This is a genomic window from Halomonas sp. SS10-MC5 (genome assembly GCF_015992245.1).
GTDB classification, from domain to species: Bacteria; Pseudomonadota; Gammaproteobacteria; order Pseudomonadales; family Halomonadaceae; genus Halomonas; species Halomonas sulfidoxydans.
This window is the reverse complement of record NZ_CP065435.1, coordinates 2,158,341-2,181,605: the sequence shown is the minus strand read 5'-3', so window position 1 is coordinate 2,181,605 and position 23,265 is coordinate 2,158,341. Positions and strand designations below refer to the sequence as shown.

Here is a 23,265-nt window from a genome sequence, read left to right as displayed (position 1 = left end):
ATTCGATTCACTGCCACCGGGACACCGAGAGCGACTTGACCTCGCGCCCATGACGACTTAAATGTATATACAATACGAATATCAGGAGCCATCATGTCCACGCCTTCAATCACACGCCGACTCTGGCGCGACGTCACGCTGTTCGACGGCCTCGATACCCAGCCCCAGCCGATGGCGGTCGTGGTCGCGGGAGATCGAATCGAACGGGTGGTTCCCATGAGCGAACTCGATCCCGCCGAGGCCGTCGCCTGCGAAACGCTGGGCCGTGGTGGCGTCATGACCCCCGGTCTGATCGACTGCCATACCCACCTGGTGTTCGGTGGCTCGCGGGCCGATGAGTTCGAGAAGCGGCTGGAAGGAGTGAGTTACGAGGAAATCGCCCGCCAGGGAGGCGGTATTCTCAGCACCGTGCGCGCTACACGTGAAGCCAGCGAGTCGGAACTGTTCGCCCTGGCCCGGCCGCGGCTCGAGGCGCTGATGCGCGAGGGGATCACCACGGTGGAGATCAAGTCCGGCTATGGGCTGAGCGTGGCCGACGAGTTGAAGATGCTGCGCGTGGCGCGCCGCCTCGGCGAGGCACTGCCGGTGCGGGTGGTCACCACGCTATTGGGGGCCCATGCCCTGCCGCCGGAGTACCAGGGCGACAGCGACGGCTACATCGACCTCGTGTGCCACGAGATGATTCCGGCCGCCGCCGCGCAGGGCCTGGCCGATGCGGTGGACGTGTTCTGCGAGAAGATCGCCTTCTCCGTCGCCCAGTGCGAGCGCGTCTTCGAAGCGGCCAAGGCCCATGGCCTGCCGATCAAGGCCCATGCCGAGCAGCTCTCGAACCTGGGCGGCAGCGCCATGGCGGCCCGCCACGGTGCACTTTCCGCCGACCATATCGAATACCTCGACGCAGCCGGCGTCGCCGCCCTGCGCGAGGCGGGAAGCGTCGCTGTATTGCTGCCCGGCGCCTTCCATACCCTGCGCGAGACGCAGCTGCCGCCCATCGCCGCGCTACGCGAGGCCAGCGTGCCCATGGCCGTCGCCACCGATGCCAACCCCGGCAGCTCGCCGCTGTTCATGCCGACGCTGATGCTCAACTTCGCCTGCACCCTGTTCCGCCTGACACCGCGGGAGGCCCTGGCCGGCATGACCGCCCACGGTGCTCGTGCATTGGGCCTGCACGATCGCTCGCTGGGTCGCATCGTGGAAGGCGCCCCGGCGGACCTGTGTCTGTGGGACGTCGCCACGCCTGCCGAGCTGGCCTATGCCGTGCAGCCCGGCCGTCTTCGCCAACGTATCTACCGGGGAGCGCTGACCCATGGTCAAGACCAGCACTGATCCGCATCTGGCCGACCCGGCCATCGACATGTCCCTCTGGGCCGGGCGCGAGGACCCGGAGCCCGACAGCCTGCGCTGGCATCAAGTCGTCACCCCGCTGAAGCGGGGCGTCAGCACGGGCATCGCCCTGCTCGGCTTCGCCTGCGACGCCGGGGTGGCACGCAACCAGGGGCGCATCGGCGCCGCCGAAGGGCCGCGCGCCATTCGCCGCGCGCTGGCCCCGCTGGCCTGGCATCGGACCGCTCCCGTCTTTGATGCCGGCGACGTGAACTGCCATGGCAACGACGATCTCGAAGCGGCGCAGCAGCGCCTGGCCGAACGGGTCGCCGCCCTGCTGTCGGCGTCGCACCTGCCGCTGATTCTCGGCGGCGGTCATGAAGTCGCCTTCGGCAGCTGGTCGGGCCTGGCCCGTCATCTCCAAGCTCAGGCCGAGGCGCGGCCGCGGGTCGGCATCATCAACCTCGACGCCCACTTCGACCTGCGCGACCCGGGTCGGACGGTCTCCTCCGGCACGCCCTTCGCCCAGATCGCCGCCGAGTGCGACCGTCGTGGCTGGCCGTTCCGCTACGCCTGCCTGGGGGTCAGCCGCGCCAGCAATACCCGCGCCCTGTTCGCCCGCGCACGCGAACTCGGCGTACTGGTACGCGAAGACCGCGAGTTCACGGCGCAGCACCTGGACGCCATCGTGCGCGACCTGCAGCGCTTCATGGCGCACTGTGACCACCTCTACCTGACGGTCGACCTCGACGTGCTGCCGGCCGCCGAGGCGCCTGGCGTCAGCGCCCCCGCCGCCCGTGGCGTATCGCTGGCGCTGCTCGAACCGCTGATCGAGGCGGTGCGCGACAGCGGCAAGCTGCGCCTGGCCGACATCGCCGAGCTCAACCCCAGCTTCGATATCGATGCCCGCACCGCCCGCGCCGCGGCGCGCCTGATCCACCAGCTCACGCTGGAGAGCTGAGCCACCCCGAATCAGCACCAGACAACGAGAGAGACGTTCATGAACAGTCATTCCCCCCTCACCGACACCCGCCACGATCCCAGCCGCCATATTGCCGCCCCCAGCGGCAGCACGCTCAGCTGCAAGAGCTGGCTCACCGAAGCGCCGCTGCGCATGCTGATGAACAACCTCCACCCGGACGTCGCCGAGCGCCCCGAGGACCTGGTGGTCTACGGCGGTATCGGCCGCGCGGCCCGCGACTGGCAGTGCTTCGACACCATCGTCGCGACCCTCAAGCGCCTGGAGGACCACCAGACCCTGCTGATCCAGTCGGGCAAGCCGGTGGGGGTGTTCGAGACCCACAAGGACGCCCCGCGGGTCCTCATCGCCAACTCCAACCTGGTGCCGGCCTGGGCCACCTGGGAGCACTTCAACGAGCTGGATCGCAAGGGCCTGATGATGTACGGCCAGATGACCGCCGGCTCGTGGATCTACATCGGCTCCCAGGGCATCGTCCAGGGCACCTACGAGACCTTCGTCGAGGCCGGGCGCCAGCACTACGGCGGCGACCTCACCGGCCGCTGGATCCTCACCGCCGGCCTCGGCGGCATGGGCGGCGCCCAGCCGCTGGCGGCGAGCCTGGCCGGCGCCTGTTCGCTCAACGTCGAATGCCAGCAGTCGCGCATCGACTTCCGCCTGCGCACCCGCTACCTGGACGAGCAGGCCGACGACCTCGACGACGCCCTGGCGCGCCTCGAGCGCTACACCGCCGAGGGCAAGGCGGTCTCCATCGGCCTGTGCGCCAACGCCGCCGAGGTGCTGCCGGAGCTGGTCAAGCGGGGCGTCAAGCCGGACATGGTCACCGACCAGACCAGCGCCCACGACCCGCTGCACGGCTACCTGCCCGCCGGCTGGAACTGGGACGAGTACGTCGAGCGCGGCAAGGCCGAGCCCGAAGCGGTGGTCAAGGCCGCCAAACAGTCCATGGCGGTGCACGTGCAGGCCATGCTCGACTTCCAGAAGATGGGCGTGCCCACCTTCGACTACGGCAACAACATTCGCCAGATGGCCAAGGAAGAAGGCGTCGTCAACGCCTTCGACTTTCCTGGCTTCGTGCCGGCCTACATCCGCCCGCTGTTCTGCCAGGGTATCGGCCCGTTCCGCTGGGCGGCGCTCTCCGGCGACCCGGAGGATATCTACAAGACCGATGCCAAGGTCAAGGAGCTGATCCCCGACGACCCGCACCTGCACCGCTGGCTCGACATGGCCCAGGAGCGCATCAGCTTCCAGGGGCTACCGGCGCGCATCTGCTGGGTGGGCCTCAAGGATCGCGCCCGCCTCGGCCAGGCCTTCAACGAAATGGTAAAGAACGGCGAACTCAAGGCCCCCGTGGTCATCGGTCGCGACCACCTCGACTCCGGCTCGGTGGCGAGCCCCAACCGCGAGACCGAGGCGATGCTCGACGGCTCCGACGCCGTCTCCGACTGGCCACTGCTCAACGCCCTGCTCAACTGCGCCTCCGGCGCCACCTGGGTCTCGCTGCACCACGGCGGCGGCGTGGGCATGGGCTACTCCCAGCATGCCGGGGTGGTGATCGTTGCCGACGGCACGGACGACGCCCACGCCCGCCTGGGCCGAGTGCTGCGCAACGACCCGGGCACCGGGGTGATGCGCCACGCCGATGCCGGGTACGATATCGCCAAGCAGTGCGCCCGGGAAAATGGGTTGGATCTGCCGATGCTCGATAACTAAGAGCCTCGGGGTTCGGCGCGATGAGCGCTCATCGCTTCAGCTGCCAACGCCTTTTCTGAAGAGAGATTCCATGTCCCAACTCGACATCCAACCCGGCAAGATGACCCTGGCCCAGGCACGCCAGGTCTACGAGGCGCCGCTGCGCGTGACGCTGCCCGACAGCGCCGACGTCGCCATCCGACGCGGCGTCGATTGCGTCAATCGCATCGTCGCCGAGGATCGCACCGTCTACGGCATCAACACCGGCTTCGGCCTGCTGGCCCAGACCCGCATCGACCATGACCACCTGGAGGATCTCCAGCGCTCGCTGGTGCTGTCTCACGCCACCGGTGTCGGCGAGCCCATGGAAGACGCTCTGGTACGGCTGATCATGGTGCTCAAGGTCAACAGCCTGGCCCGCGGCTACTCCGGCATCCGCCGCGAGGTGCTCGACGCCCTGCTCGCCCTGGTCAACGCCGAGGTCTACCCGCACATTCCACTGAAGGGCTCCGTCGGCGCGTCCGGCGACCTGGCGCCGCTGGCCCATATGAGCGTGGTGCTGCTCGGCGAAGGCAAGGCGCGTCAACGTGGCGAATGGATCCCCGCCCGCCAGGCCCTCGAGATCGCCGGGCTCGAGCCGCTCAGGCTCGCCCCCAAGGAGGGCCTGGCGCTGCTCAACGGCACCCAGGTCTCTAGCGCCTATGCGCTCAAGGGCCTGTTCGAGGCCGAGGACCTCTACGCCGCCGCCACGGTGTGCGGCGCACTGACCGTGGAGGCCACGCTCAGCTCCCGCGCGCCCTTCGATGCCCGCATCCACGACGCCCGCGGCCAGCGCGGCCAGATCGATGCCGCCGCGGCCTACCGCCACCTGCTGGGCGAGCGCAGCGAGATCAGCGACTCCCACGCCCATTGCGACAAGGTGCAGGACCCCTACTCGCTGCGCTGCCAGCCCCAGGTGATGGGCGCCGTGCTGACACAGATCCGCCAGGCCGCCGAGGTGCTGGCCGTCGAGGTGAATGCGGTATCGGACAACCCGCTGGTGTTCAGCGACGAAGGCGACATCCTCTCCGGCGGCAATTTCCACGCCGAGCCGGTGGCCATGGCCGCCGACAATCTGGCCCTGGCACTGGCCGAGATCGGCTCGCTCACCGAGCGCCGCGTGTCGCTGATGATGGATACCCACATGTCGCAGCTGCCGCCGTTCCTGGTGGAGAACGGCGGGGTCAACTCCGGCTTCATGATCGCGCAGGTCACCGCCGCGGCGCTGGCCAGCGAGAACAAGGCCCTGGCCCACCCGCACAGCGTCGACAGCCTGCCCACCTCGGCCAACCAGGAGGATCACGTCTCCATGGCGCCGGCCGCCGGCAAGCGGCTGTGGGAGATGGCCGACAACGTGCGCGGCATCGTCGCCATCGAATGGCTGGCCGCCTGCCAGGGCCTCGATTTCCGGCTGGATGCGCATCAGCAGCGCATGAAGAGCACGCCGCGCCTGGAGCGGGCCAGGCAGGCGCTGCGCAGCGCGGTCGCCTACTACGACCGTGATCGCTTCTTCGCCCCCGACATCGAGCGGGCCACCCAGCTGCTCGCGTCGCGGACGCTCAACGAGTTGGTGCCGGTGGAACTGCTGCCGAGCCACTGACCCGGCAGTCCGGCTGAGGTAAGATACGCTGCCCCGGCGCTTCGGCCCGGGGCTTTATTCTGCCTGACCCTCATTTCGACATCCGTTCATTCAGCCAAGAGCCGCACATGAATGCCATCGTTCTGGCCATCCTGGTCATGGTCACCCTGAGCCTCGCCCGCGTTTCCGTCGTCTTCGCCCTGATCGCCGCCAGCCTGGTAGGAGGACTGGCCGCAGGCCTGCCGATCGGCGACATCATGAGCGCATTCAACGATGGCCTGGGCAATGGCGCCACCGTCGCCCTGGCCTACGCCGTGCTGGGTGCCTTCGCCGTGGCCCTGTCGCGCTCCGGGGTCACGGAGCTGCTGGCCGAGCGTGCCATTCGCGGGCTGCACCTCGACGACCAGCCGTCGAGCCGGCGCTGGGTCGCCTTCACCCTGCTCGGCGCCCTGCTCGCCGCCGCGGTCAGCTCGCAGAACCTGATCCCGGTGCACATCGCCTTCATCCCGGTGCTGGTGCCGCCGCTGCTCAAGCTGATGAACCACCTGCGCCTGGATCGCCGCCTCGCCGCCTGCGTCATCACCTTCGGCATCACCGCACCCTACATGCTGCTGCCGGTGGGCTTCGGCGCCATCTTCCTCAACGACATCCTGCTCACCAACCTCAATGAGAGCGGCGCCGAGCTCGGTCTCGAGGTCACTCGCGGCATGGTGCCCATGGCCATGCTGATGCCCATCGGCGGCATGGCACTGGGGCTCGCGATAGCAGCGCTGCTGAGCTATCGCCGCCCGCGCCGCTACGAGGATCGCGACCTGGCCCACGGCGACGAGACCCCGGCCCAGGCCGCCCGGCATCTGGCGCCCTGGCAAATGGCCGTGCTCGCCGCGGCACTGGTGGGCACCGTGGTAACCCAGCTACTCTCCGGCTCCATGGTGCTCGGCGGATTGTTCGGCTTCGCCCTGCTCTCGGTCAGCGGCGTGTTCCGCTGGCACGAGCAGGACGGCATCTTCACTGAAGGCATGCGCATGATGGCGCAGGTAGGCTTCATCATGATCAGCGCGGCGGGTTTCGCCGGGGTGATGAAGGCAACCGGAGAAGTGGCGGCGCTGGTGGAAGGCTCGGCGGAACTGATCGGTGACAACAAGGGCCTGGCCGCCCTGATCATGCTGCTGGTCGGCCTGTTCATCACCATGGGCATCGGCTCGTCGTTCTCCACCGTGCCGATCATCGCCTCGCTCTACGTGCCGCTGGCGCTCGGCTTCGGCTTCTCGCCCATGGCCACCATCGCCCTGGTGGGCACCGCCGCCGCGCTGGGCGACGCCGGCTCACCGGCTTCGGACTCGACCCTCGGCCCCACCGCCGGGCTCAACGCCGACGGCCAGCACGACCACATCTGGGACACCGTGGTGCCGACCTTCCTGCACTACAACCTGCCGCTGATCGCCTTCGGCTGGCTGGCCGCCATGGTGCTTTGACAGGTCTCACCCACAGAACTCATCTGACGGGATCATCCCAGGCCGCAGCAACTCTTGAACTTGCGCCCACTGCCGCAGGGGCAAGGGTCGTTGCGGCCCGGCTTGAGGCGTTCAATGGCGGGTTTGCCATCGACATAGAACCAGCGCCCCGCCTCACGCACGAAGCGTGAATCCTCCTCCAGCACGCCCCAGCGGCGGCCCTCGCGAAAGGTCGCCCGAAAGTGCACGCGGCCCCCGTCACTATCCTGTCCATGATCCAGCACCTCCAGGCGCACCCAGCGGGTCGACGCATCGAGATCCAGCGCGGTCGGGCGCGTGCTGGCATGCCAGGTGTCACGCAGGTAGTCGTCAAGGCCGAGGACGAAGGCACTGTAGCGCGACCGCATCAGCGCCTCGGGCGTGGTGGCCGGCTCGCCGCCGTGGCAAGGGCCGCAGCACGCCGCATAGGGCCGACCGCTGCCGCATGGGCAGCGCTTGTCGACGCTCGCGGCGGGAGTATCGTGGGTGGGCATGGCGGTCTCCGCGTCGGTACAGGTGGCCGCAGGATACCCGGCTCGCCGGCGGCTGGCATCTCCCGCTTGCCACCTTGGCTTGCGCTGCGATTCTTGTCCTGTGTCACTGCGATGCAGCATCGGCCGTGCTACAACGAAAGCATCGATCTGCGGAGACCGGGACATGCCCGTCCAGCCCACCCCTTCACGCCCTCCCTGGCACGCCGTGACCGGCGACCAGGCATTGGCGACGCTCGAGAGCCACCCCGAAGGACTCGCCAGCGAGGCCGCCGACGCACGCCTCGCCGAGCACGGCCCCAATCGGCTGCGGGAGCAGGCCGCGCGGCCCGGATGGAAGCGCCTGCTGGAGCAGTTCAACAACCTGCTCATGCTGATCCTGATAGTGGCCGCGATCGCCAGCCTGGCATTGGGGCACCGTCTAGATGCCCTGGCCATCGTCGGCGTGGTGACGATCATCGCGCTGATCGGCTTCGTCCAGGAGGGCAAGGCCGAGCATGCCCTGGAGAGCATTCGCGGCATGCTCTCGCCGCAGGCCAAGGTGCTGCGCGACGGGCGTCGCCAGACCGTCCCGGCCGAAACCCTGGTGCCGGGCGACATCGTGCTGCTCGAGAGCGGCGACCGGGTGCCCGCCGACCTGCGGCTGCTCCAGGCCAACCGGCTGCGCACCGAGGAGGCCGCCTTGACCGGTGAATCGGTGGCCGTCGACAAGCAGGCCGCGCCGGTCGACGAGGCGACCGACCTGGCCGAGCGCAGCAGCATGGCTTATGCCAGCACCCTCGTCGCCCAGGGCACCGCCCAGGGCATCGTCGTGGCCACCGGGATCGACACCGAAATCGGGCGCATCTCCGAGATGCTGCGCGGCGTGGAGAAGCTCAAGACGCCGCTGCTGCGCCAGCTCGACCGGGCCGGTCGCGTGCTGGCCATCTTCATTCTCGGCGCGGCCGCGATTACCGCGGCGATCGGCGCACTCGTCCACGACCAGCCCGTCAGCGAGATGTTCATGGCCGCCGTGGGGCTCGCGGTGGCGGCCATCCCCGAGGGCCTGCCGGCCATCGTCACCATCGGCCTGGCGCTGGGTGTCCAGGCCATGGCCCGGCGCAACGCCATCATTCGCCGCCTGCCCGCGGTCGAGACGCTGGGCTCCATCTCCACCATCTTCACCGACAAGACCGGCACCCTGACCCGCAACGAGATGACCGCCCAGGCCATCTGGCTGCCGAAGGGCGAGATCGCCGTGACCGGCGTCGGCTTCGCCCCCGAGGGGGAGTTCCTGCCCGGTGGCGACGACACGGCCGCGTGCGGGCCGCTGGAGCTGGACGCGCACCCCGCCCTGCGCCACTTCCTCAAGGTGGGGGTGCTCTGTAACGATGCCGAACTGGCCAGGGACGAGGCCGGGGCCTGGCACATCCACGGCGACCCCACCGAGGGCGCCCTGGTGGTGGCGGCCGCCAAGGCGGGGCTGGATGTCGCCACGCTGCGGGGTTGCCACGACCGCCACGATGCCATCCCCTTCGAGTCCGAGCGCAAGTACATGGCCACCCTGCACGAGGTGGACGGCCAGCCCACGCTGATGGTGAAGGGCGCCCCGGACCGGCTGCTCGAGATGTGCCACCGAGTGCGCACCGAGGCTGGCGACGTCGTGCTCGATACGAGCGAATGGGAGCAGAGGATCCATGCCCTCTCCGCCCGCGGCCTGCGTGTCCTGGCGCTGGCAGAGAAGCCGATCCATGCCGTCTCGGAACTTGACGAGACACATGCCGAGGAAGGCCTGGTCCTCCTGGGTCTCGTCGGCTTGCTCGACCCGCCCCGGGAAGAGGCGGTACGCGCGGTCTCGCGCTGCCTCTCGGCCGGCATCCGCCCGATCATGGTCACCGGCGACCACGCCGTGACGGCGCTGGCCATCGCCCGGCAGCTCGGCTTCGCCAACACCGAGCGCGCCCTGACCGGCCGCGAGGTCGAAGCCATGAGCGACGCCGAGCTGGAGCGCTGCATCGACACGGTGGACGTGTTCGCCCGCGCCGCCCCCGAGCACAAGCTGCGCCTGGTCAAGGCAATGCAGGCCCGCGGCGGCATCTGCGCGATGACCGGCGACGGCGTCAACGACGGCCCGGCACTGAAGCGCGCCGACGTCGGCGTGGCGATGGGCATCCAGGGCACCGAGGCGGCCAAGGAAGCGGCCGAGATGGTGCTCGCCGACGACAACTTCGCCACCATCGTCGGCGCCATCGAGGAGGGCCGCAAGGTCTACGACAACATCCGCAAGACCATCACCTTCCTGCTGCCCACCAACGGCGCCCAGGGCCTGGCGATCATGCTGGCGGTGCTGGCCGGTACGCTGCTGCCCATCACGCCGCTGCAGGCGCTGTGGGTCAACATGGTGGTCGCCGTGACCCTGGGCCTGGCCCTGGCCTTCGAACCCGGGGAGGAGAACCTGATGCGCCGGCGCCCGCGCGACCCCGCCGCGGCCCTGCTCGACCTGTTCCTGCTCTGGCGCGTGGTGTTCGTCTCCCTGCTGCTGCTGATCGCCGTGTTCGGCATGTTCAGCTGGTTGCTGCGCGTCGAAGGCAACGAGGCCGTCGCCCGCGCCGGCGCCGTCAACGCGCTGGTCATGGGCAGCGCGGCCTACCTGATCAACAGCCGTTACCTGCTGCGCAGCAACCTCTCCTGGCAGGGCCTGTTCGGCAGTCGTCCGGTGTGGATCGCCATCGGGCTCGTGCTCCTGCTGCAGCTCGCCTGGACCTACCTGCCCTTCATGCAGGCGGTGTTCGACAGCGCCGCCCTCGACCTGCGCCACTGGCTGCTGGTCATCGGCTGTGGCGTCGCCCTGTTTCTCGTCGTCGAGCTGGAGAAGTGGCTGCTGCGCCGGAACGCCCGAGCCGCGAAGAAGCGACACGGCGGCGAACGGCCGCGAGGCACCACGCCCAGGACACAGTGACATTACGCTACGCGCCCCGCCTGCAGCTTCGCCCCGAGTGTGCTACCCCTAGAGGCACACGGAGGTTTTGAAGCTCAGGAGGAGCAGCATGCCCGACCGCGACGAACAGGAAGCACGTACGCCCTGGCACGCCATGTCCGGCGACGAGGCGCTCAAGCGGCTCGAAGCCGAAGCGAGCGGGCTCGACGACGGCGAGGCCAGAAGGCGCCTGGAGCAGTACGGCCCCAACCGACTGCAGCAGGAAGAGGCCCAGCCCTGGTGGAAGCGACTGCTGGCGCAGTTCAACAACGTGCTGATGCTGATCCTGGTCGTCGCGGCGGTCGCCAGCCTGCTGCTGGGCAAGCCCCTGGATGCGGCGGTCATTCTCGGCGTGGTGGTGATCATTGCCCTGATCGGCTTCTTCCAGGAGGGCAAGGCCGAGAAGGCCCTGGAGAGCATACGCGGCATGCTCTCCCCCCAGGCCTCGGTGCTGCGCGGCGGGCGCGAGGCGCAGATCGACGCCGAGGAGCTCGTCCCCGGCGATATCGTCAAGGTTGAGAGCGGCAACCGCGTGCCCGCCGACCTGCGCATCCTCGACGCCAAGCGACTGAATGCCGAGGAAGCGGCCCTGACCGGCGAATCCACGCCGGTCGACAAGGCCGACGAGGCGGTGGACGAGGATACCGAGCTGGCCGAGCGCAGCGACATGCTGTTCGCCGGCACCATCGTGGCCAAGGGCACCGCCACCGGGGTGGTAGTCGAGACGGGCGAGCAGACCGAGATCGGCCGCATTTCCGAAATGCTGAGGGGCGTGGAGCAGCTCAAGACGCCGCTGGTCGAACAGCTCGACCGCGCCGGGCGCGTCCTGGCGCTGTTCATCGTCGGCGCCGCGCTGCTCACCGGGGCCTTCGGCGTGCTGGTGCACGGCCAACCGTGGACCGAGATGTTCATGGCCAGCGTCGGGCTTGCCGTGGCCGCCATTCCCGAGGGGCTGCCGGCCATCGTGACGATCTCGCTGGCTCTCGGCGTGCAGGCCATGGCGCGCAAGAATGCCATCGTGCGCCGCCTGCCGGCGGTGGAGACCCTGGGCTCCATCGCCACCATCTTCTCCGACAAGACCGGCACCCTGACCCGCAACGAGATGACCGCCCAGGCCATCTGGCTGCCCGAGGGCGAGTTCCGCCTCACCGGCATCGGCTTCGCTCCCGAGGGCGAACTGCGCCTGGCGCCGCGCGACACCGAGGACACGGACGAAGCGTCCGGCGAGTCGATCTCGCTACAGGATTACCCTGCCCTCGCCCATTTTCTCGAAGTGGGGGCGCTGTGCAACGACGCCGACCTCAACGAAGGGGAAGAGGGTTGGTGCATCGATGGCGATCCCACCGAAGGCGCCCTGGTCGTCGCGGCCGCCAAGGCGGGCATCGACACGCGTGAGCTGCGCGACTCGCATGGCCGCGAGGATGCCATCCCTTTCGACTCCGAGCGCAAGTACATGGCCACCCTCAACGAGCACGACGGCAAGCGCCTGCTGGTCAAGGGCGCGCCCGACCGCCTGCTCGAGATGTGCACGAAGGAGCGTGGCCGTGACGAAGACGCGGAGCTCGACCGCGACGCCTGGGAAGAGCGTATACATGAGCTCTCGTCACGCGGCCTGCGCGTGCTCGCCCTGGCCGAGAAGCCGGCCGACGACCTGACGGGAGAACTCAGCGACAGCGACGCCGAGGAGGGGCTGGTGCTGCTCGGCATCGTCGGCCTGCTCGACCCGCCCCGGGAGGCCGCCATCGAGGCGGTCAAGAACTGCCAGCGCGCCGGCATCCGCCCGGTGATGGTCACCGGCGATCATGCGGTCACCGCGCGGGCGATCGCCGACCAGCTCGGTTTCGCCCGCACCGATCGTGCCCTGAGCGGCCACGAGATCGAAGCGATGAGCGACGAGGAACTGGAACGGGAGATCACCGAGGTCGACGTCTACGCCCGCGCCGCCCCGGAGCACAAGCTGCGCCTGGTCAAGGCGATGCAGGCCCGCGGCGGCATCTGCGCGATGACCGGCGACGGCGTCAACGACGGCCCTGCGCTCAAGCGCGCCGACGTCGGCGTGGCCATGGGCGTCCAGGGCACCGAGGCCGCCAAGGAGGCCGCCGAAATGGTGCTCACCGACGACAACTTCGCCACCATCGTCGGCGCCGTGGCCGAAGGGCGCAAGGTCTACGACAACATCCGCAAGTCGATCACCTTCATCCTGCCGACCAACGGCGCCGAGAGCCTGGCCATCCTGCTGGCCATCGTGGCGGGCTTCACGCTGCCGATCACCGGGCTGCAGGTGCTGTGGGTGAACATGATCACCGCCGTGACGCTGGGCATCGCGCTGGTCTTCGAGCCCGCCGAGGAGAACGTCATGACGCGCCAGCCGCGCGACCCTCACGCCCCGCTGCTCGACATGTTCATGCTGTGGCGCGTGATTCTCGTCTCGCTGCTGCTGGTGCTGGGTGTGTTCGGCATCTTCGCCTGGATCCTGCACGGCCAGGGCGGCAGCGAGGCGCTGGCGCGCAGCGGGGCGGTCAACATGCTGGTGGCGGGCGAGATCGTCTACCTGATCAACAGCCGCTACCTGCTCGACAGCAGCCTGTCGTGGCGCGGCCTGTTCGGCAGCCGCGCCGCGCTGATCGCCATTGCACTGGTGGTGCTGTTCCAGCTCGGCTGGACCTACCTGCCCTTCATGCAGGTGATCTTCGGCACCGAGGGCCTCTCCCTGCTGCACTGGGCGGTGATCGCCGTCGCCAGCGTGGCGGTATTCCTGATCGTGGAAGCGGAGAAATGGCTGCTGCGCCGGCGCCAGGCCGACACGGCAGCGGAGTCGCCCCCTACACGCAAGGAGAAAGCCGCCGCCGGATAAATCAGCTGCGCAGCAGGCATCGCGCGAGCTTGCGGCTGTCACGGCAGGCGGCTTGGAACTGGCCGAACAGGCGCGGTTGCATGCCGAGGAACCAGAGACCCGGTAGCCCGGGAAGCGACTCGGCGCCCTGGCACCGGGGGATGCCGCGGTCGTCGAGCACCTTGAGGTGTCCCACCAAGCCCTCCAGGCCCGGCCGGTACCCCGTGGCACAGATGACGATATCCGGCCGCAGCCGCCGCCCGTCCTCGAGCACTACCGCCCGCGGCTCGAACGCGACGACCCCGGGAACCACTGTCGCGCTGCCACCCTCGAGCGCACGGACGAAACCGTCGTCGATGGCGGGAGCCACACCGCGCCGTGCCAGACGAGTGGCCGCGCCGATCTCACCTCGGGGCAGGCCCAGCCGGCGCAGGTCGCCGAAGGCAATGCGCTCGGTCATGGCGAGCAGGCCATCGGCGACTGCCGTTGGCAGGCAACTGATCACACCGGACAGCCGCTGCACGGGAACACCCAGCAAGCGCTTGGGCAGGATGGCGGTGCCCCCGCGAACGGCGACCCACAGGCGGCGCGTGCGCTGGCGCACGAGATGGTTCAGCACGTCCACGCCGGAGTTGCCTGCGCCGACGACGAGCACGCGCCGATCGCGGTAGTCGTCGAGGGAGCCGAAGTCGGCGGCGTGCCGCACCCTCCCGTGGAACCCCTCGCGCCCCGGCCAGTCGGGAATGACCGGGACGCGTTCCCGTCCGGTGGCGACCACGACGTGACGTGCCTTGATCTCGTCGACATTCGTCTCGAGGCACCAGCCGTCATCGCCGGGCTCGATCCGCGACACCGACACCCCGAACTCGATGGGCGAGGCGAGATCCCGCGCATAGGCTTCGAGGTAGCGGATCACGCTGTCGCGGCCGGCAAACACCCCCGCGCTGCGCGGGAGCGGCCGCCCGGGCAGTCGCGAGAAGTGTCGGTGCGTGTTGAGCCGAAGCTGAGGATGCCGGCGCCGCCAGGGCTCGGCGATCCGTGGTGCCGCCTCCAGGAGCCTGGGGCGGACCCCGCGGCGCTCCAGCCGATAGGCCAAGGCGAGCCCGGACAGCCCCGCGCCGACGATCACGACCCGATGGCAGAAACGACCAGCCGGCATGCGGCTCCCTCCTCTCGTTGGCTGTAGGCCTGTGCAACCCGCACCTCACCGTCAGCGGGACTGCCGACGAATCTCCTGCGAGCGGGCGCGGCTGGCCTGAACGCGGCTACCATCCTTCAGCTTGACCAGGTAGCGGCCGTCCTCCTGCGGCTCCATGCGTTCGACGTGGTCCAGGTTGACGAGGTGGGAGCGGTGCACACGGAGGAAGGGAGGACGCGGCAAGCGCCCTGCCAGCTTGCCGAGCCGCACGCTGACCAGATAGCCCCGACCGCGGGCGTGCACCATGACATAGTCGTCCTGGGCCTCGATACGCACGATCTCATGCGGTGCGATCGGCACCACCGCCCCCCGGTCGCGCACGAGGATGCGCGCCAGGGGCGCCGGCTCCTCCCGTTCACCGAGCACGCCACGCGCGCGCTCGAGCATCGCGACGGCCGCCCGGCTCTCGACGGTCAGGCGCGCCCGCTCGACGGCCGCCTGCAACCGCTGCGCGCCGAAGGGTTTCAGCAGATAGTCGACCGCCTCCAGTTCGAAGGCAGTCACCGCGTACTCGTCGAATGCCGTCGTGAAGACTACCGCCGGCACCTCATCGAAGGCGTGCAACCGCTCGATGACCTCCAGGCCGGAGAGCCCCGGCATGCGGATGTCCAGGAACACGACATCGGGACGCAGGCGCCGGATCTCGGCCAGGGCCGTGGCACCGTCGCCGGCCTCGCCCACCAGCTCGACCCACGCCACCTCGGCGAGCAGCGCGCGAAGCCGCCGGCGCGCCAGCGGCTCGTCATCCACCACCAGTACCGACAGGCTCATGATGCCCTCCCTTGCGGCAGGTGCCCCGGCAGCACGAGGCGGACCGCGAACCCACGCCCCGGTGCGGTCGTCACCTGCATCCGGCTGCGGCCCGGGTAGTGCAGCTCGAGCTGGCGCCGCACGGTCGAGAGGCCGAGCCCCGCGCCAAGCCGGCATGCTTCGGCATCGGCACCCTGGCCGTCGTCCGCGACCTCGACGACGAGGGAGCCCTCCTCCACGGCGGCCGCCAGGCGAAACGTACCGCCCTCTAGCCTTGGCGCGATGCCGTGGCGCACGGCATTCTCGACCAGCGGCTGCAGCAGCAGCGAGGGCACGGCAAGTTCGAGGGCCTCCGGGTCCAGCGCTTCCTCGACGCCCAGCCGCTCCCCCAGTCGCAGCTGTTCCAGGGCCAGGTAATGACGGATGAAAGCGAGTTCGTCTTCCAAGGTCACCTCCGGCGTGTCGCTACGGCCGCTATGCAGCACATAGCGCATGAGATCGCCGAAACGCTCGAGCGCCTGTTCGGTGGCCGCACTGTCGTCCCGGGCCAGTTGGGTCAAGGAGTGCAGGGTGTTGAACAGGAAATGAGGGTCGAGCTGCGCGCGTAGCGCCTGGAGTTCAGCGCGCGAGGCGACAAGAGCCTGTTCGGTCAATTGTTCTCGCGTCCGCAGCCATTGCGCATTGGCCGCAATCGCCGCGTAGAGGATCAGCCCGCCCACTAGCTGCCAGGGGGCGCCGTTGTACAGGAAGGCCTGGGCGGCCTCGCGGTGCACCGGCAATGCCAGCAGATAGATGGCAACCGTCCAGGCGACGGCGAAGCCCATCGCGGCCAGGCCATGGACGACGAGCGCTCGCCTCCGACCGAGCCCCTGCCGTGGCCGTCGAGCGAAGCGCCAGGCACAGCCGCCGAGAAAGACGCCGGGCACGGCCACCATCAGGGCGGCCGCGATCGCGTGCCCCCAGGGCAGCCCCTGCCCGAGGTAGACGGGTACCAGCAGAGCAGACCCCGCCAGGGCGACGAGGGTCAGCAGGATGGGCATTCGGCGCCAGCCGTCGAGCCTCGCTTTCACGGTTCCACCCCAGATGGCGAACCCGGCGGTTTCCGCCAGCAGGCGAACGAGGCAAGCTGGTGCCGCGATACCAGCCGGCGCGGCTGGCGGTGAGGCAGCCACTGCGGGAAGTTGCCCTGCAGGAACAGGCCCCCGAAGCCGTGCCTGACCGACAGACGCAGCCGCAATGAGCGGAGTCGTTCGCTCCTGGCCTCCGGCTGGCGACAGAAGCAGAGGCACAGCAGGCCACCCGGCGCCAACACGCGCACGAGCTCCGCGACGGCCCGCTCCGGTTCCGCAGTGGTTTCCAGCGCCCAGGCACAGATCACGATGTCGAATTCCGCCTCGCTGAAGGGCAAGGCCAGCAGGTCCGCGTGGACATGTCGACCCGGCACGCTGCTCGCCCGTTCCAGCATGGCGGGCGCAAGGTCGACCAGGGTCAAGTCTGCCCCGGGCTCCGCCCCCATGACCCAGCGCGCCAGCGTCCCGGGACCGCAACCGGCATCGAGCACCCGGCGACCGGGCTCGAGCTCGGCAGCGAGGCACCCCTGGAGCGCTGCCAGCGATTCGGCGCCTGCCCGCTCCAGCCAGCGGCGATGCATGCGGTCGTACCGCGGCGCCAGCCGATCGTAGAGTGCCACGCTATCGCCCCGCGACAGGGTCAGTGGCAACAGGACATCCCGAATCGCCGACAGCATTGTCTCGCCTCGCTCATGCATTGGCGCGCCACTGGCGCCGATGCCTGAACCATATGGCGTCATCGCGACGGCTGCCACGAGAACTCGGTGAACGGCAGATTGACTCGGCGAACGGTTGCCCCGGCGGGTCGCTGGCCTACCGGAGCGGCGGCCTAGTCAAGCCTGAGCGCGGCAGCGTGCAAAGGCTACCCTCGGCGCTTGGTCCGCGCGGTGGCCTCGGCAGTGGCGGGGTCCTCCGGCCAGGGGTGCTTGGGGTAGCGGCCGCGCATCTCGCGGCGCACCTCGGGGTAGCCGTTGGCCCAGAAGCTGGCGAGATCCGCGGTGACCTGCAGCGGACGCCGCGCCGGCGAGAGCAGGTGCAGCAGCACCGCGACTCGCCCCTCGGCGATCCGCGGCGAGTCGCGCCAGCCGAACACCTCCTGCAGCTTCACCGCCAGCACCGGCGCCCGGCCCTCCAGGCACGGCGTGTAGTCGAGCCTGATCTGTGAGCCGCTGGGCACCGCGAGACGCTCCGGTGCCAGTTCGTCGAGCTGGCGGCGCTGGGGCCATGCCAGGCTGTCGAGCAGGAAGCGACCCAGCGGCAGCCGCGCCACCGCGTCGAGGCTTCTGACACCGTCGAGGTGCGGCCCCAGCCATGTCTCGAGCGTATCCAGCAGCACCGGCAGCGACCAATCGGGCCAGGTGTCGCCCAGATCTCGACGCAGCAGCGCCACACGCCCACGCAGCTGCTCGTCGTTGTCGCCGAAGGGCAGCTCGCCGCGACGGCGCAGCGCATCCAGCAGCGCCTGGCGTACCGCTTCGGGCGGCAGCGTCTGCAGCGGCTTGCGCTCGAGTACCACCGCCCCCAGGCCGCGTACCTGCTCGCCGACCAGGCGCCCCTGCTCCTCCGACCACTCCAGGCTCGCCCGCCACTCTCGCGTTTGGGGAAACAGCGCCTCGAGCCGTGACCGCGCGATGGCCACGCCGCGAAAGATACGCGCACCGCTGGCCTGGCCGTCGAGATCGGCGGCCACCAGCAGCTCGGCATGGGCCAGTGGATGGCGCTCCGGCAGCGTCGCCAGCCCGCCCGACGCCAGGCGGAAGCGTCCCGGCCCCGCGTCGTGGTGAATGCGCTGGGCCACCCGGTCCGGATAGGCCAGGGCCAGCAGTTCCCCCAGCGGCGCCAGGGTCGGCACTTCCAGACTCAAGCCGTCAATGCGGGCCAGGCGCTGGGCCTCGCGCTGCCATTGACGGTGAGCGGCGGGCTGCGCCAGGCGGACCTGCAGCGTGCGCTCCAGGTCCTGTTCACCGTCGAGGTCTCGCCCCTCCAGCGCCGCCACCAGGGCACAGGCCAGCGGCACGGCGTCGAGTTCGCCGGCACGCGCCAGCATCGCGGCCAGGCGCGGATGGGTGGGCCAGCGCACGCAGGCACGGCCCAGCGCGGTGAGCAGGAGGGTCTCGTCAAGCACGCCGAGTCGTTGCAGCAACTCCCGCCCCGCCGCCAGCGCCCCGGTGGGCGGCGGCGTGACCCAGGCCAGCTCGGCCGGCTCGACAATCCCCCAGCGCGCCAGCTCGAAGGCCAGCGGAGCGAGATCGGCCTGCAGCATCTCGGGCTCGCCGTGGGCCTGCAGCGGCTGCTCCTCGGCCCACAGCCGCAGGCAAAGCCCCGGCCCCTGGCGCCCGGCCCGGCCACGGCGCTGATCGGCGCTGGCGCGATTGACACGCCGGGTCTCCAGCCGGCTGAGCCCGCTGCGCGGCTGGAACACCGGCACCCGCTCCTGGCCGGCGTCGATGACGATGCGCACGCCATCCACGGTCACGCTCGATTCGGCGATGGCGGTGGAGAGCACCACGCGCCGCCGGCCGTCGGGCTCGGGCTTCAAGGCGCGACGCTGCTCCTCCAGCGGCAGGCGCCCGTGCAGCTCGCGTACCGCCAGCTCGGGCTGACGGCTGGCCAGCTCCCGCGCCAGGCGGCGGATCTCGGCCACCCCGGGCAGGAACACCAGGGCATCGCCTTCGCACAGGGCCAACGCTTCCCCTATCGCCCTGGCCTGCTGGCCTGCGGCGTCGTCGCGAGAGCTGGAGTTGGAGCGAAAGCTGAGCGGACGATAGCGGGTCTCCACCGGGAAGCTGCGCCCCTGGCTCTCGAGCAGCGGCGTGGCTTCGCCGAGCACGCCGAGCAGCGCCTCGACGTCGAGGGTGGCCGACATCACCAGCAGGCGCAGGTCGTCACGCACCGACTGGGCATCCAGCGCCAGGGCCAGCCCCAGGTCGGCCTCCAGGCTGCGCTCGTGGAACTCGTCGAAGACGATGCCGGTCACTCCGTCGAGCAGCGGATCGTCCTGCAGCATGCGCGTCAGCACGCCCTGGGTGACCACCTCGAGCCGCGTGCCGGGCCCCACCCGGCTCTCGCCGCGCATGCGGTAGCCCACGGTCTGCCCCACGGGCTCGCCCAGGCTCTCCGCCATGTAGCCGGCGGCCAGGCGGGCGGCCACCCGCCGCGGCTCCAGCAGCAGCAGGCGGCCTGCGCCGCGCTCGCCCCGGCACCAGGCCTCGTCGAGCAGCGCCAGCGGCACCCGGGTGGTCTTGCCCGCCCCGGGTTCGGCGACGAGCAGCGCCCTAGAATGCGCGGCCAGTGCCTGGCGGATCGCCGGCAGCTGGGCGTCGATGGGCAGTTCGCCGCCGGGCGTCATCGAATTGTCATCTCGCTTCATATACGATTTGCCATATATTTCGCTCGCAGGAGCCCCGACATGACCCTACGCATCGGCATCAACGGTTTCGGACGCATCGGCCGCCTGGCGCTGCGCACCGGCTGGACCAACCCGGACCTCGAGTTCGTGCGCATCAACGACCCGGGCGGCGACGCCGCCACCTTCGCCCACCTGCTGCAGTTCGACTCGGTACACGGCCAGTGGAGCGGCGGCGGCGATGATATCACGTCGGCCGAGGGCGCCATCGTGGTGGCCGGCAAGCGCATCGCCTTCTGTGCCAACCGCGAGATCGCCGACAGCGACTGGTCCGACTGCGACGTGGTGATCGAGGCCTCGGGCAAGATGAAGACCAGCGCCAAGCTCCAGGGCTACCTGGACCAGGGCGTGAAGCGCGTGGTGGTCAGCGCGCCGGTAAAGGAGGAAGGCGTGCTCAACGTGGTCATGGGGGTCAACGACCATCGCTTCGACCCGGCTAGCCACCGCATCGTCACCGCGGCGAGCTGCACCACCAACTGCCTGGCGCCGGTGGTCAAGGTGATCCACGAGCGCCTCGGCATCCGCCACGGCTCGATGACCACCATTCACGACATCACCAACACCCAGGTGATCCTGGATAGTCCGCACAAGGACCTTCGCCGGGCCCGGGCCTGCGGCATGAGCCTGATACCCACCACCACCGGCTCGGCCAAGGCGATCACCGCGATCTTCCCGGAGCTCACCGGCAAGCTCAACGGCCACGCCGTGCGCGTGCCGCTGGCAAACGCCTCGCTCACCGACATGGTGTTCGAGGTGGCGCGCGAGACCACGGTCGAGGAAGTCAACGCAATGCTCAAGCAGGCAGCCGAGGGCGAGCTGGCCGGCATCCTGGGCTATGAGGAGCGCCCGCTGGTCTCCATCGACTATCGCAGCGACCCGCGCAGTTCCATCCTCGACGCGCTCTCCACCATGGTGGTGGCCGGCACCCAGGTGAAGCTCTACGCCTGGTACGACAACGAGTACGGCTACGCCTGTCGCACCGCGGAGCTGGCCGCCAAGGTGGGGAAAGCCACCGGGGTGGAGAGCGGCGGAAGATGATCGCCCGCGTTGCCGCCTTGCCCCGCGAGGTGCGCCAGTATCTGCTGGTCACCGGCAACTACTGGGGCTTCACGCTCACCGACGGCGCCCTGCGCATGCTGGTGGTGCTCCACTTCCACCAGCTCGGCTATTCGGCGCTGGAAGTGGCGCTGCTGTTCCTGTTCTACGAGTTCTTCGGCGTGGTGACCAACCTGGTAGGCGGCTGGCTGGGCGCGCGACTGGGGCTCAACCGCACCATGAACCTGGGGCTGGGCCTGCAGATCGTCGCCCTGGCCATGCTGCTCCTTCCCACGGCCTGGCTCACGGTGCCCTGGGTGATGGCGGCCCAGGCGCTCTCGGGCATCGCCAAGGACCTCAACAAGATGAGCGCCAAGAGCGCGATCAAGGGCCTGGTACCGGCGGGCGACGAGGGGCACACCTCGCTCTACCGCTGGGTGGCGCTGCTCACCGGCTCGAAGAATGCGCTCAAGGGGGTGGGGTTCTTTCTCGGCGGGCTGCTGCTCACGCTGATCGGCTTCCAGGGCGCGATCCTTGCCATGGCGCTGATGCTCGCCGGCGTGCTCGGCCTCTCGCTCGCCCGCCTCGACGCCGACCTGGGTCGCGCCAAGGCCAAGCCGAAGTTTCGCGAGATCCTCTCCAAGAGCCGGGCAATCAACATTCTCTCGGCGGCGCGCATGTTCCTGTTCGGCGCTCGCGACGTGTGGTTCGTGGTGGCGCTGCCGGTGTTTCTCGCCACCCAGTTTGGCTGGGACCATTGGCGGGTCGGCGGCTTTCTGGCGCTGTGGGTGATCGGCTACGGGGCGGTGCAGGCGGTGGCGCCACGCATCACCGGGCACACGGCAGGACGCGGCGCCGCCATCGCCTGGGCCACGGCGCTGGCGGCCCTGCCGGCACTGATCGCGCTCGGGCTTCAAGTACAGGGCCTGGAATGGCTGTCCTATGTGGTACTGCTGGGCGGGCTGTTGCTGTTCGGCGCAGTGTTCGCGGTGAACTCCAGCCTGCACAGCTTCCTGATCGTGCGCATGGCACGCTCGGACGGGGTCTCGCTGGACGTGGGCTTCTACTACATGGCCAACGCCATGGGCCGGCTGATCGGCACCCTGCTCTCCGGCTGGCTCTACATGACCGGCGGCCTCACTGCCACGCTGTGGGTGTCGAGCGCCATGCTCACGGCCACGGTGGCGATCAGCCTGGCGTTGCCAAGGGAGGCTTGACGCCTATTGAGGGAAGCGCTCTGTATTTTCCAACAGACGACGCCCATGAATGACGGCCAGAATCAGAATTCGCTCAGCCTCCACGCGATAAATCAGGCGGTAGCTATAGACAAAGCGCTCACGAATATTCGCCTCACCAAGCTCGGGCACTACTCTGCCTAGCTCAGGAAACTCCCCTAGCGCCCGAGCCGTATCCACCAACTTGGTCACGACAGCCCGTGCATAGAAGGCCGAATCTCGCTCGATGTATTCGGCGATGAGTTCCAGATCCTCGAGCGCTTCTGGAGACCAGGCTAGCGCTCGAGCCACTTTGCCAGCTTCCTCTCGACCTGTTGTTGGCTCAGAGCCCCCTCGGCCTCAGCACGCTGACTGCCTCGCTGTACCTTTTCCACGACGTAGAGATGGTACTGGATATCTTCCATCGTACAGTCTTCAGGGAGGGACTCGAGCAGTTGCCGCACATCATCCTTTGCCGTATTCATGGCTTCACCTTTTCAACATGCGCCTGACAACACTCTATCATGCCCCGCTTCGAGGCGGTCGTACTCCACACCCCTTGAGGATCACCTGGGTCAGGAACTGAGTGATGCGCTCGACGTCGGCATCGCTGATCTCGTCCTTGCCGGTAATGCCCAGCACCTGAGCCTCGAAGTCGGCGTAGTGCTGGGTGGCCGACCAGATCAGGAAGATCAGCCATACCGGATCGACAGGGTCCATCAGGCCCCGCTCCTCCCACTGCTCGAAGACCCTGGCCCGGGTCTGCACCCACTCGCGCAACTCGCCGCGCAGATAGTCCTGCAGGAAAGGTGCGCCACCCAGGATCTCGGCGGCGAACAGCCTCGAACCCTCGGGATGACGACGGGAGAGCTGCATCTTGCTGCGGATGAACGCCTCGAGTACATCGGCGGGGTCGTCCTCCACGCTGATGTCGTCGAGCAGGGCATTCCAGCGCGCCATCATGCGCTCGAGCAGCCGCACGTAGAGGCCGCGCTTGTTACCCATGTAGTAGAGCACGTTGGACTTGGGCAGCCCCGCCTCCTCGGCGATGGCCTGTACGCTGGCGCCACGGTAACCGTACTGGGCGAAGACCCGCTCGGCGGCTTCGAGAATCTCACGCTCGTTGCGTTCGCGAGTGGCGCCATTGCTCTCGCCACCCTGCCGAGGAGACTGCAAGGTCTCGGTTTCAGTCACGTCTGTCATTGAC

18 protein-coding genes are annotated in these 23,265 nt (G+C 69.1%); 9 read left to right on the top strand and 9 right to left on the bottom strand.

The window, feature by feature from the left end; all coding sequences use genetic code 11:
• Window positions 1-93 precede the first annotated feature (93 nt).
• From hutI to I4484_RS10215, 5 genes are all read left to right on the top strand, one after another.
• Window positions 94-1,326 (top strand): imidazolonepropionase, encoded by a 1,233-nt coding sequence (gene hutI / locus I4484_RS10235; protein ID WP_197450833.1) that lies wholly within the window; start codon window positions 94-96, stop codon window positions 1,324-1,326.
• Window positions 1,307-2,284, top strand: coding sequence for a formimidoylglutamase (gene hutG / locus I4484_RS10230; protein ID WP_197450832.1), 978 nt, complete (start codon window positions 1,307-1,309; stop codon window positions 2,282-2,284). Before hutI ends, hutG begins: the two co-directional genes overlap by 20 nt.
• Before the next feature lie 39 nt (window positions 2,285-2,323).
• Window positions 2,324-4,015 carry a urocanate hydratase gene (hutU, locus tag I4484_RS10225; RefSeq protein ID WP_197450831.1) on the top strand — a complete coding sequence of 564 codons (1,692 nt, stop codon included), beginning with the start codon at window positions 2,324-2,326 and terminating at the stop codon, window positions 4,013-4,015.
• A gap of 70 nt (window positions 4,016-4,085) precedes the next feature.
• Window positions 4,086-5,633, top strand: coding sequence for a histidine ammonia-lyase (gene hutH, locus I4484_RS10220; RefSeq protein ID WP_197450830.1), 1,548 nt, complete (start codon window positions 4,086-4,088; stop codon window positions 5,631-5,633).
• 107 nt (window positions 5,634-5,740) lie between these two features.
• Complete coding sequence (locus I4484_RS10215; protein ID WP_197450829.1) at window positions 5,741-7,087, top strand: Na+/H+ antiporter family protein; 1,347 nt, start codon at window positions 5,741-5,743, stop codon at window positions 7,085-7,087.
• 32 nt (window positions 7,088-7,119) lie between these two features.
• On the opposite strand, the gene I4484_RS10210 is transcribed toward I4484_RS10215, so the two are convergent.
• The gene (locus tag I4484_RS10210) at window positions 7,120-7,599 is read right to left on the bottom strand and encodes a YchJ family protein (protein ID WP_197450828.1); all 480 of its coding nucleotides are present in this window, start codon (window positions 7,597-7,599) and stop codon (window positions 7,120-7,122) included.
• A 163-nt stretch (window positions 7,600-7,762) separates the two neighbouring features.
• Here I4484_RS10210 and I4484_RS10205 point away from each other — a divergent pair, with 163 nt between their 5' ends.
• Together I4484_RS10205 and I4484_RS10200 are read left to right on the top strand one after the other, a co-directional pair.
• The gene (locus tag I4484_RS10205; RefSeq protein WP_197450827.1) at window positions 7,763-10,534 is read left to right on the top strand and encodes an HAD-IC family P-type ATPase; all 2,772 of its coding nucleotides are present in this window, start codon (window positions 7,763-7,765) and stop codon (window positions 10,532-10,534) included.
• Window positions 10,535-10,622: 88 nt separating this feature from the next.
• Window positions 10,623-13,406 (top strand): HAD-IC family P-type ATPase, encoded by a 2,784-nt coding sequence (locus I4484_RS10200; protein WP_197450826.1) that lies wholly within the window; start codon window positions 10,623-10,625, stop codon window positions 13,404-13,406.
• Between the two features lies 1 nt (window position 13,407).
• Here I4484_RS10200 and I4484_RS10195 read toward each other — a convergent pair whose 3' ends face one another.
• The 5 genes from I4484_RS10195 to hrpB form a co-directional block, all read right to left on the bottom strand.
• Entirely contained in the window at window positions 13,408-14,544 is a 1,137-nt protein-coding gene (locus I4484_RS10195; protein ID WP_197450825.1) for an NAD(P)/FAD-dependent oxidoreductase, read from the bottom strand.
• 51 nt (window positions 14,545-14,595) lie between these two features.
• A complete protein-coding gene (locus I4484_RS10190; protein ID WP_197450824.1) occupies window positions 14,596-15,354 on the bottom strand; it encodes a LytTR family DNA-binding domain-containing protein in 759 nt (252 codons plus the stop codon).
• The gene (locus I4484_RS10185) at window positions 15,351-16,403 is read right to left on the bottom strand and encodes a sensor histidine kinase (RefSeq protein WP_197450823.1); all 1,053 of its coding nucleotides are present in this window, start codon (window positions 16,401-16,403) and stop codon (window positions 15,351-15,353) included. Before I4484_RS10185 ends, I4484_RS10190 begins: the two co-directional genes overlap by 4 nt.
• A complete protein-coding gene (locus tag I4484_RS10180) occupies window positions 16,400-17,080 on the bottom strand; it encodes a class I SAM-dependent methyltransferase (RefSeq protein WP_197450822.1) in 681 nt (226 codons plus the stop codon). The genes I4484_RS10185 and I4484_RS10180 overlap by 4 nt, the downstream gene beginning before the upstream one ends.
• 185 nt (window positions 17,081-17,265) lie before the next feature.
• Window positions 17,266-19,773, bottom strand: a complete 2,508-nt coding sequence (hrpB, locus tag I4484_RS10175) for an ATP-dependent helicase HrpB (RefSeq protein WP_234283496.1) — start codon at window positions 19,771-19,773, stop codon at window positions 17,266-17,268.
• A gap of 39 nt (window positions 19,774-19,812) precedes the next feature.
• On the opposite strand from hrpB, the gene I4484_RS10170 reads away from it, so the two are divergent.
• A complete protein-coding gene (locus I4484_RS10170) occupies window positions 19,813-20,847 on the top strand; it encodes an ArsJ-associated glyceraldehyde-3-phosphate dehydrogenase (RefSeq protein ID WP_197450821.1) in 1,035 nt (344 codons plus the stop codon).
• Complete coding sequence (gene arsJ, locus I4484_RS10165) at window positions 20,844-22,061, top strand: organoarsenical effux MFS transporter ArsJ (RefSeq protein WP_197450820.1); 1,218 nt, start codon at window positions 20,844-20,846, stop codon at window positions 22,059-22,061. Before I4484_RS10170 ends, arsJ begins: the two co-directional genes overlap by 4 nt.
• Window positions 22,062-22,064: 3 nt before the next feature.
• Here arsJ and I4484_RS10160 read toward each other — a convergent pair whose 3' ends face one another.
• From I4484_RS10160 to I4484_RS10150, 3 genes are read right to left on the bottom strand one after another with little or no spacing between them, the layout of a single operon-like run.
• Window positions 22,065-22,370 (bottom strand): type II toxin-antitoxin system RelE/ParE family toxin, encoded by a 306-nt coding sequence (locus tag I4484_RS10160; RefSeq protein WP_197450819.1) that lies wholly within the window; start codon window positions 22,368-22,370, stop codon window positions 22,065-22,067.
• Window positions 22,355-22,543: a hypothetical protein gene (locus I4484_RS10155; protein WP_181513075.1), complete on the bottom strand. Its 189-nt coding sequence runs from the start codon at window positions 22,541-22,543 to the stop codon at window positions 22,355-22,357. Before I4484_RS10155 ends, I4484_RS10160 begins: the two co-directional genes overlap by 16 nt.
• 37 nt (window positions 22,544-22,580) lie before the next feature.
• Window positions 22,581-23,261 carry a TetR/AcrR family transcriptional regulator gene (locus tag I4484_RS10150; RefSeq protein ID WP_197450818.1) on the bottom strand — a complete coding sequence of 227 codons (681 nt, stop codon included), beginning with the start codon at window positions 23,259-23,261 and terminating at the stop codon, window positions 22,581-22,583.
• Window positions 23,262-23,265: the final 4 nt, after the last annotated feature.

What these genes read in the sequence shown, in the direction of transcription:
- hutI (WP_197450833.1), top strand. Translation starts at nt 94, where the DNA reads ATGTCCACGCCTTCAATCACACGCCGACTCTGGCGCGACGTCACGCTG.
- hutG (WP_197450832.1), top strand. Translation starts at nt 1,307, where the DNA reads ATGGTCAAGACCAGCACTGATCCGCATCTGGCCGACCCGGCCATCGAC.
- hutU (WP_197450831.1), top strand. Translation starts at nt 2,324, where the DNA reads ATGAACAGTCATTCCCCCCTCACCGACACCCGCCACGATCCCAGCCGC.
- hutH (WP_197450830.1), top strand. Translation starts at nt 4,086, where the DNA reads ATGTCCCAACTCGACATCCAACCCGGCAAGATGACCCTGGCCCAGGCA.
- I4484_RS10215 (WP_197450829.1), top strand. Translation starts at nt 5,741, where the DNA reads ATGAATGCCATCGTTCTGGCCATCCTGGTCATGGTCACCCTGAGCCTC.
- I4484_RS10210 (WP_197450828.1), bottom strand. Translation starts at nt 7,599, where the DNA reads ATGCCCACCCACGATACTCCCGCCGCGAGCGTCGACAAGCGCTGCCCA.
- I4484_RS10205 (WP_197450827.1), top strand. Translation starts at nt 7,763, where the DNA reads ATGCCCGTCCAGCCCACCCCTTCACGCCCTCCCTGGCACGCCGTGACC.
- I4484_RS10200 (WP_197450826.1), top strand. Translation starts at nt 10,623, where the DNA reads ATGCCCGACCGCGACGAACAGGAAGCACGTACGCCCTGGCACGCCATG.
- I4484_RS10195 (WP_197450825.1), bottom strand. Translation starts at nt 14,544, where the DNA reads ATGCCGGCTGGTCGTTTCTGCCATCGGGTCGTGATCGTCGGCGCGGGG.
- I4484_RS10190 (WP_197450824.1), bottom strand. Translation starts at nt 15,354, where the DNA reads ATGAGCCTGTCGGTACTGGTGGTGGATGACGAGCCGCTGGCGCGCCGG.
- I4484_RS10180 (WP_197450822.1), bottom strand. Translation starts at nt 17,080, where the DNA reads ATGCTGTCGGCGATTCGGGATGTCCTGTTGCCACTGACCCTGTCGCGG.
- hrpB (WP_234283496.1), bottom strand. Translation starts at nt 19,773, where the DNA reads ATGAAGCGAGATGACAATTCGATGACGCCCGGCGGCGAACTGCCCATC.
- I4484_RS10170 (WP_197450821.1), top strand. Translation starts at nt 19,813, where the DNA reads ATGACCCTACGCATCGGCATCAACGGTTTCGGACGCATCGGCCGCCTG.
- arsJ (WP_197450820.1), top strand. Translation starts at nt 20,844, where the DNA reads ATGATCGCCCGCGTTGCCGCCTTGCCCCGCGAGGTGCGCCAGTATCTG.
- I4484_RS10155 (WP_181513075.1), bottom strand. Translation starts at nt 22,543, where the DNA reads ATGAATACGGCAAAGGATGATGTGCGGCAACTGCTCGAGTCCCTCCCT.
- I4484_RS10150 (WP_197450818.1), bottom strand. Translation starts at nt 23,261, where the DNA reads ATGACAGACGTGACTGAAACCGAGACCTTGCAGTCTCCTCGGCAGGGT.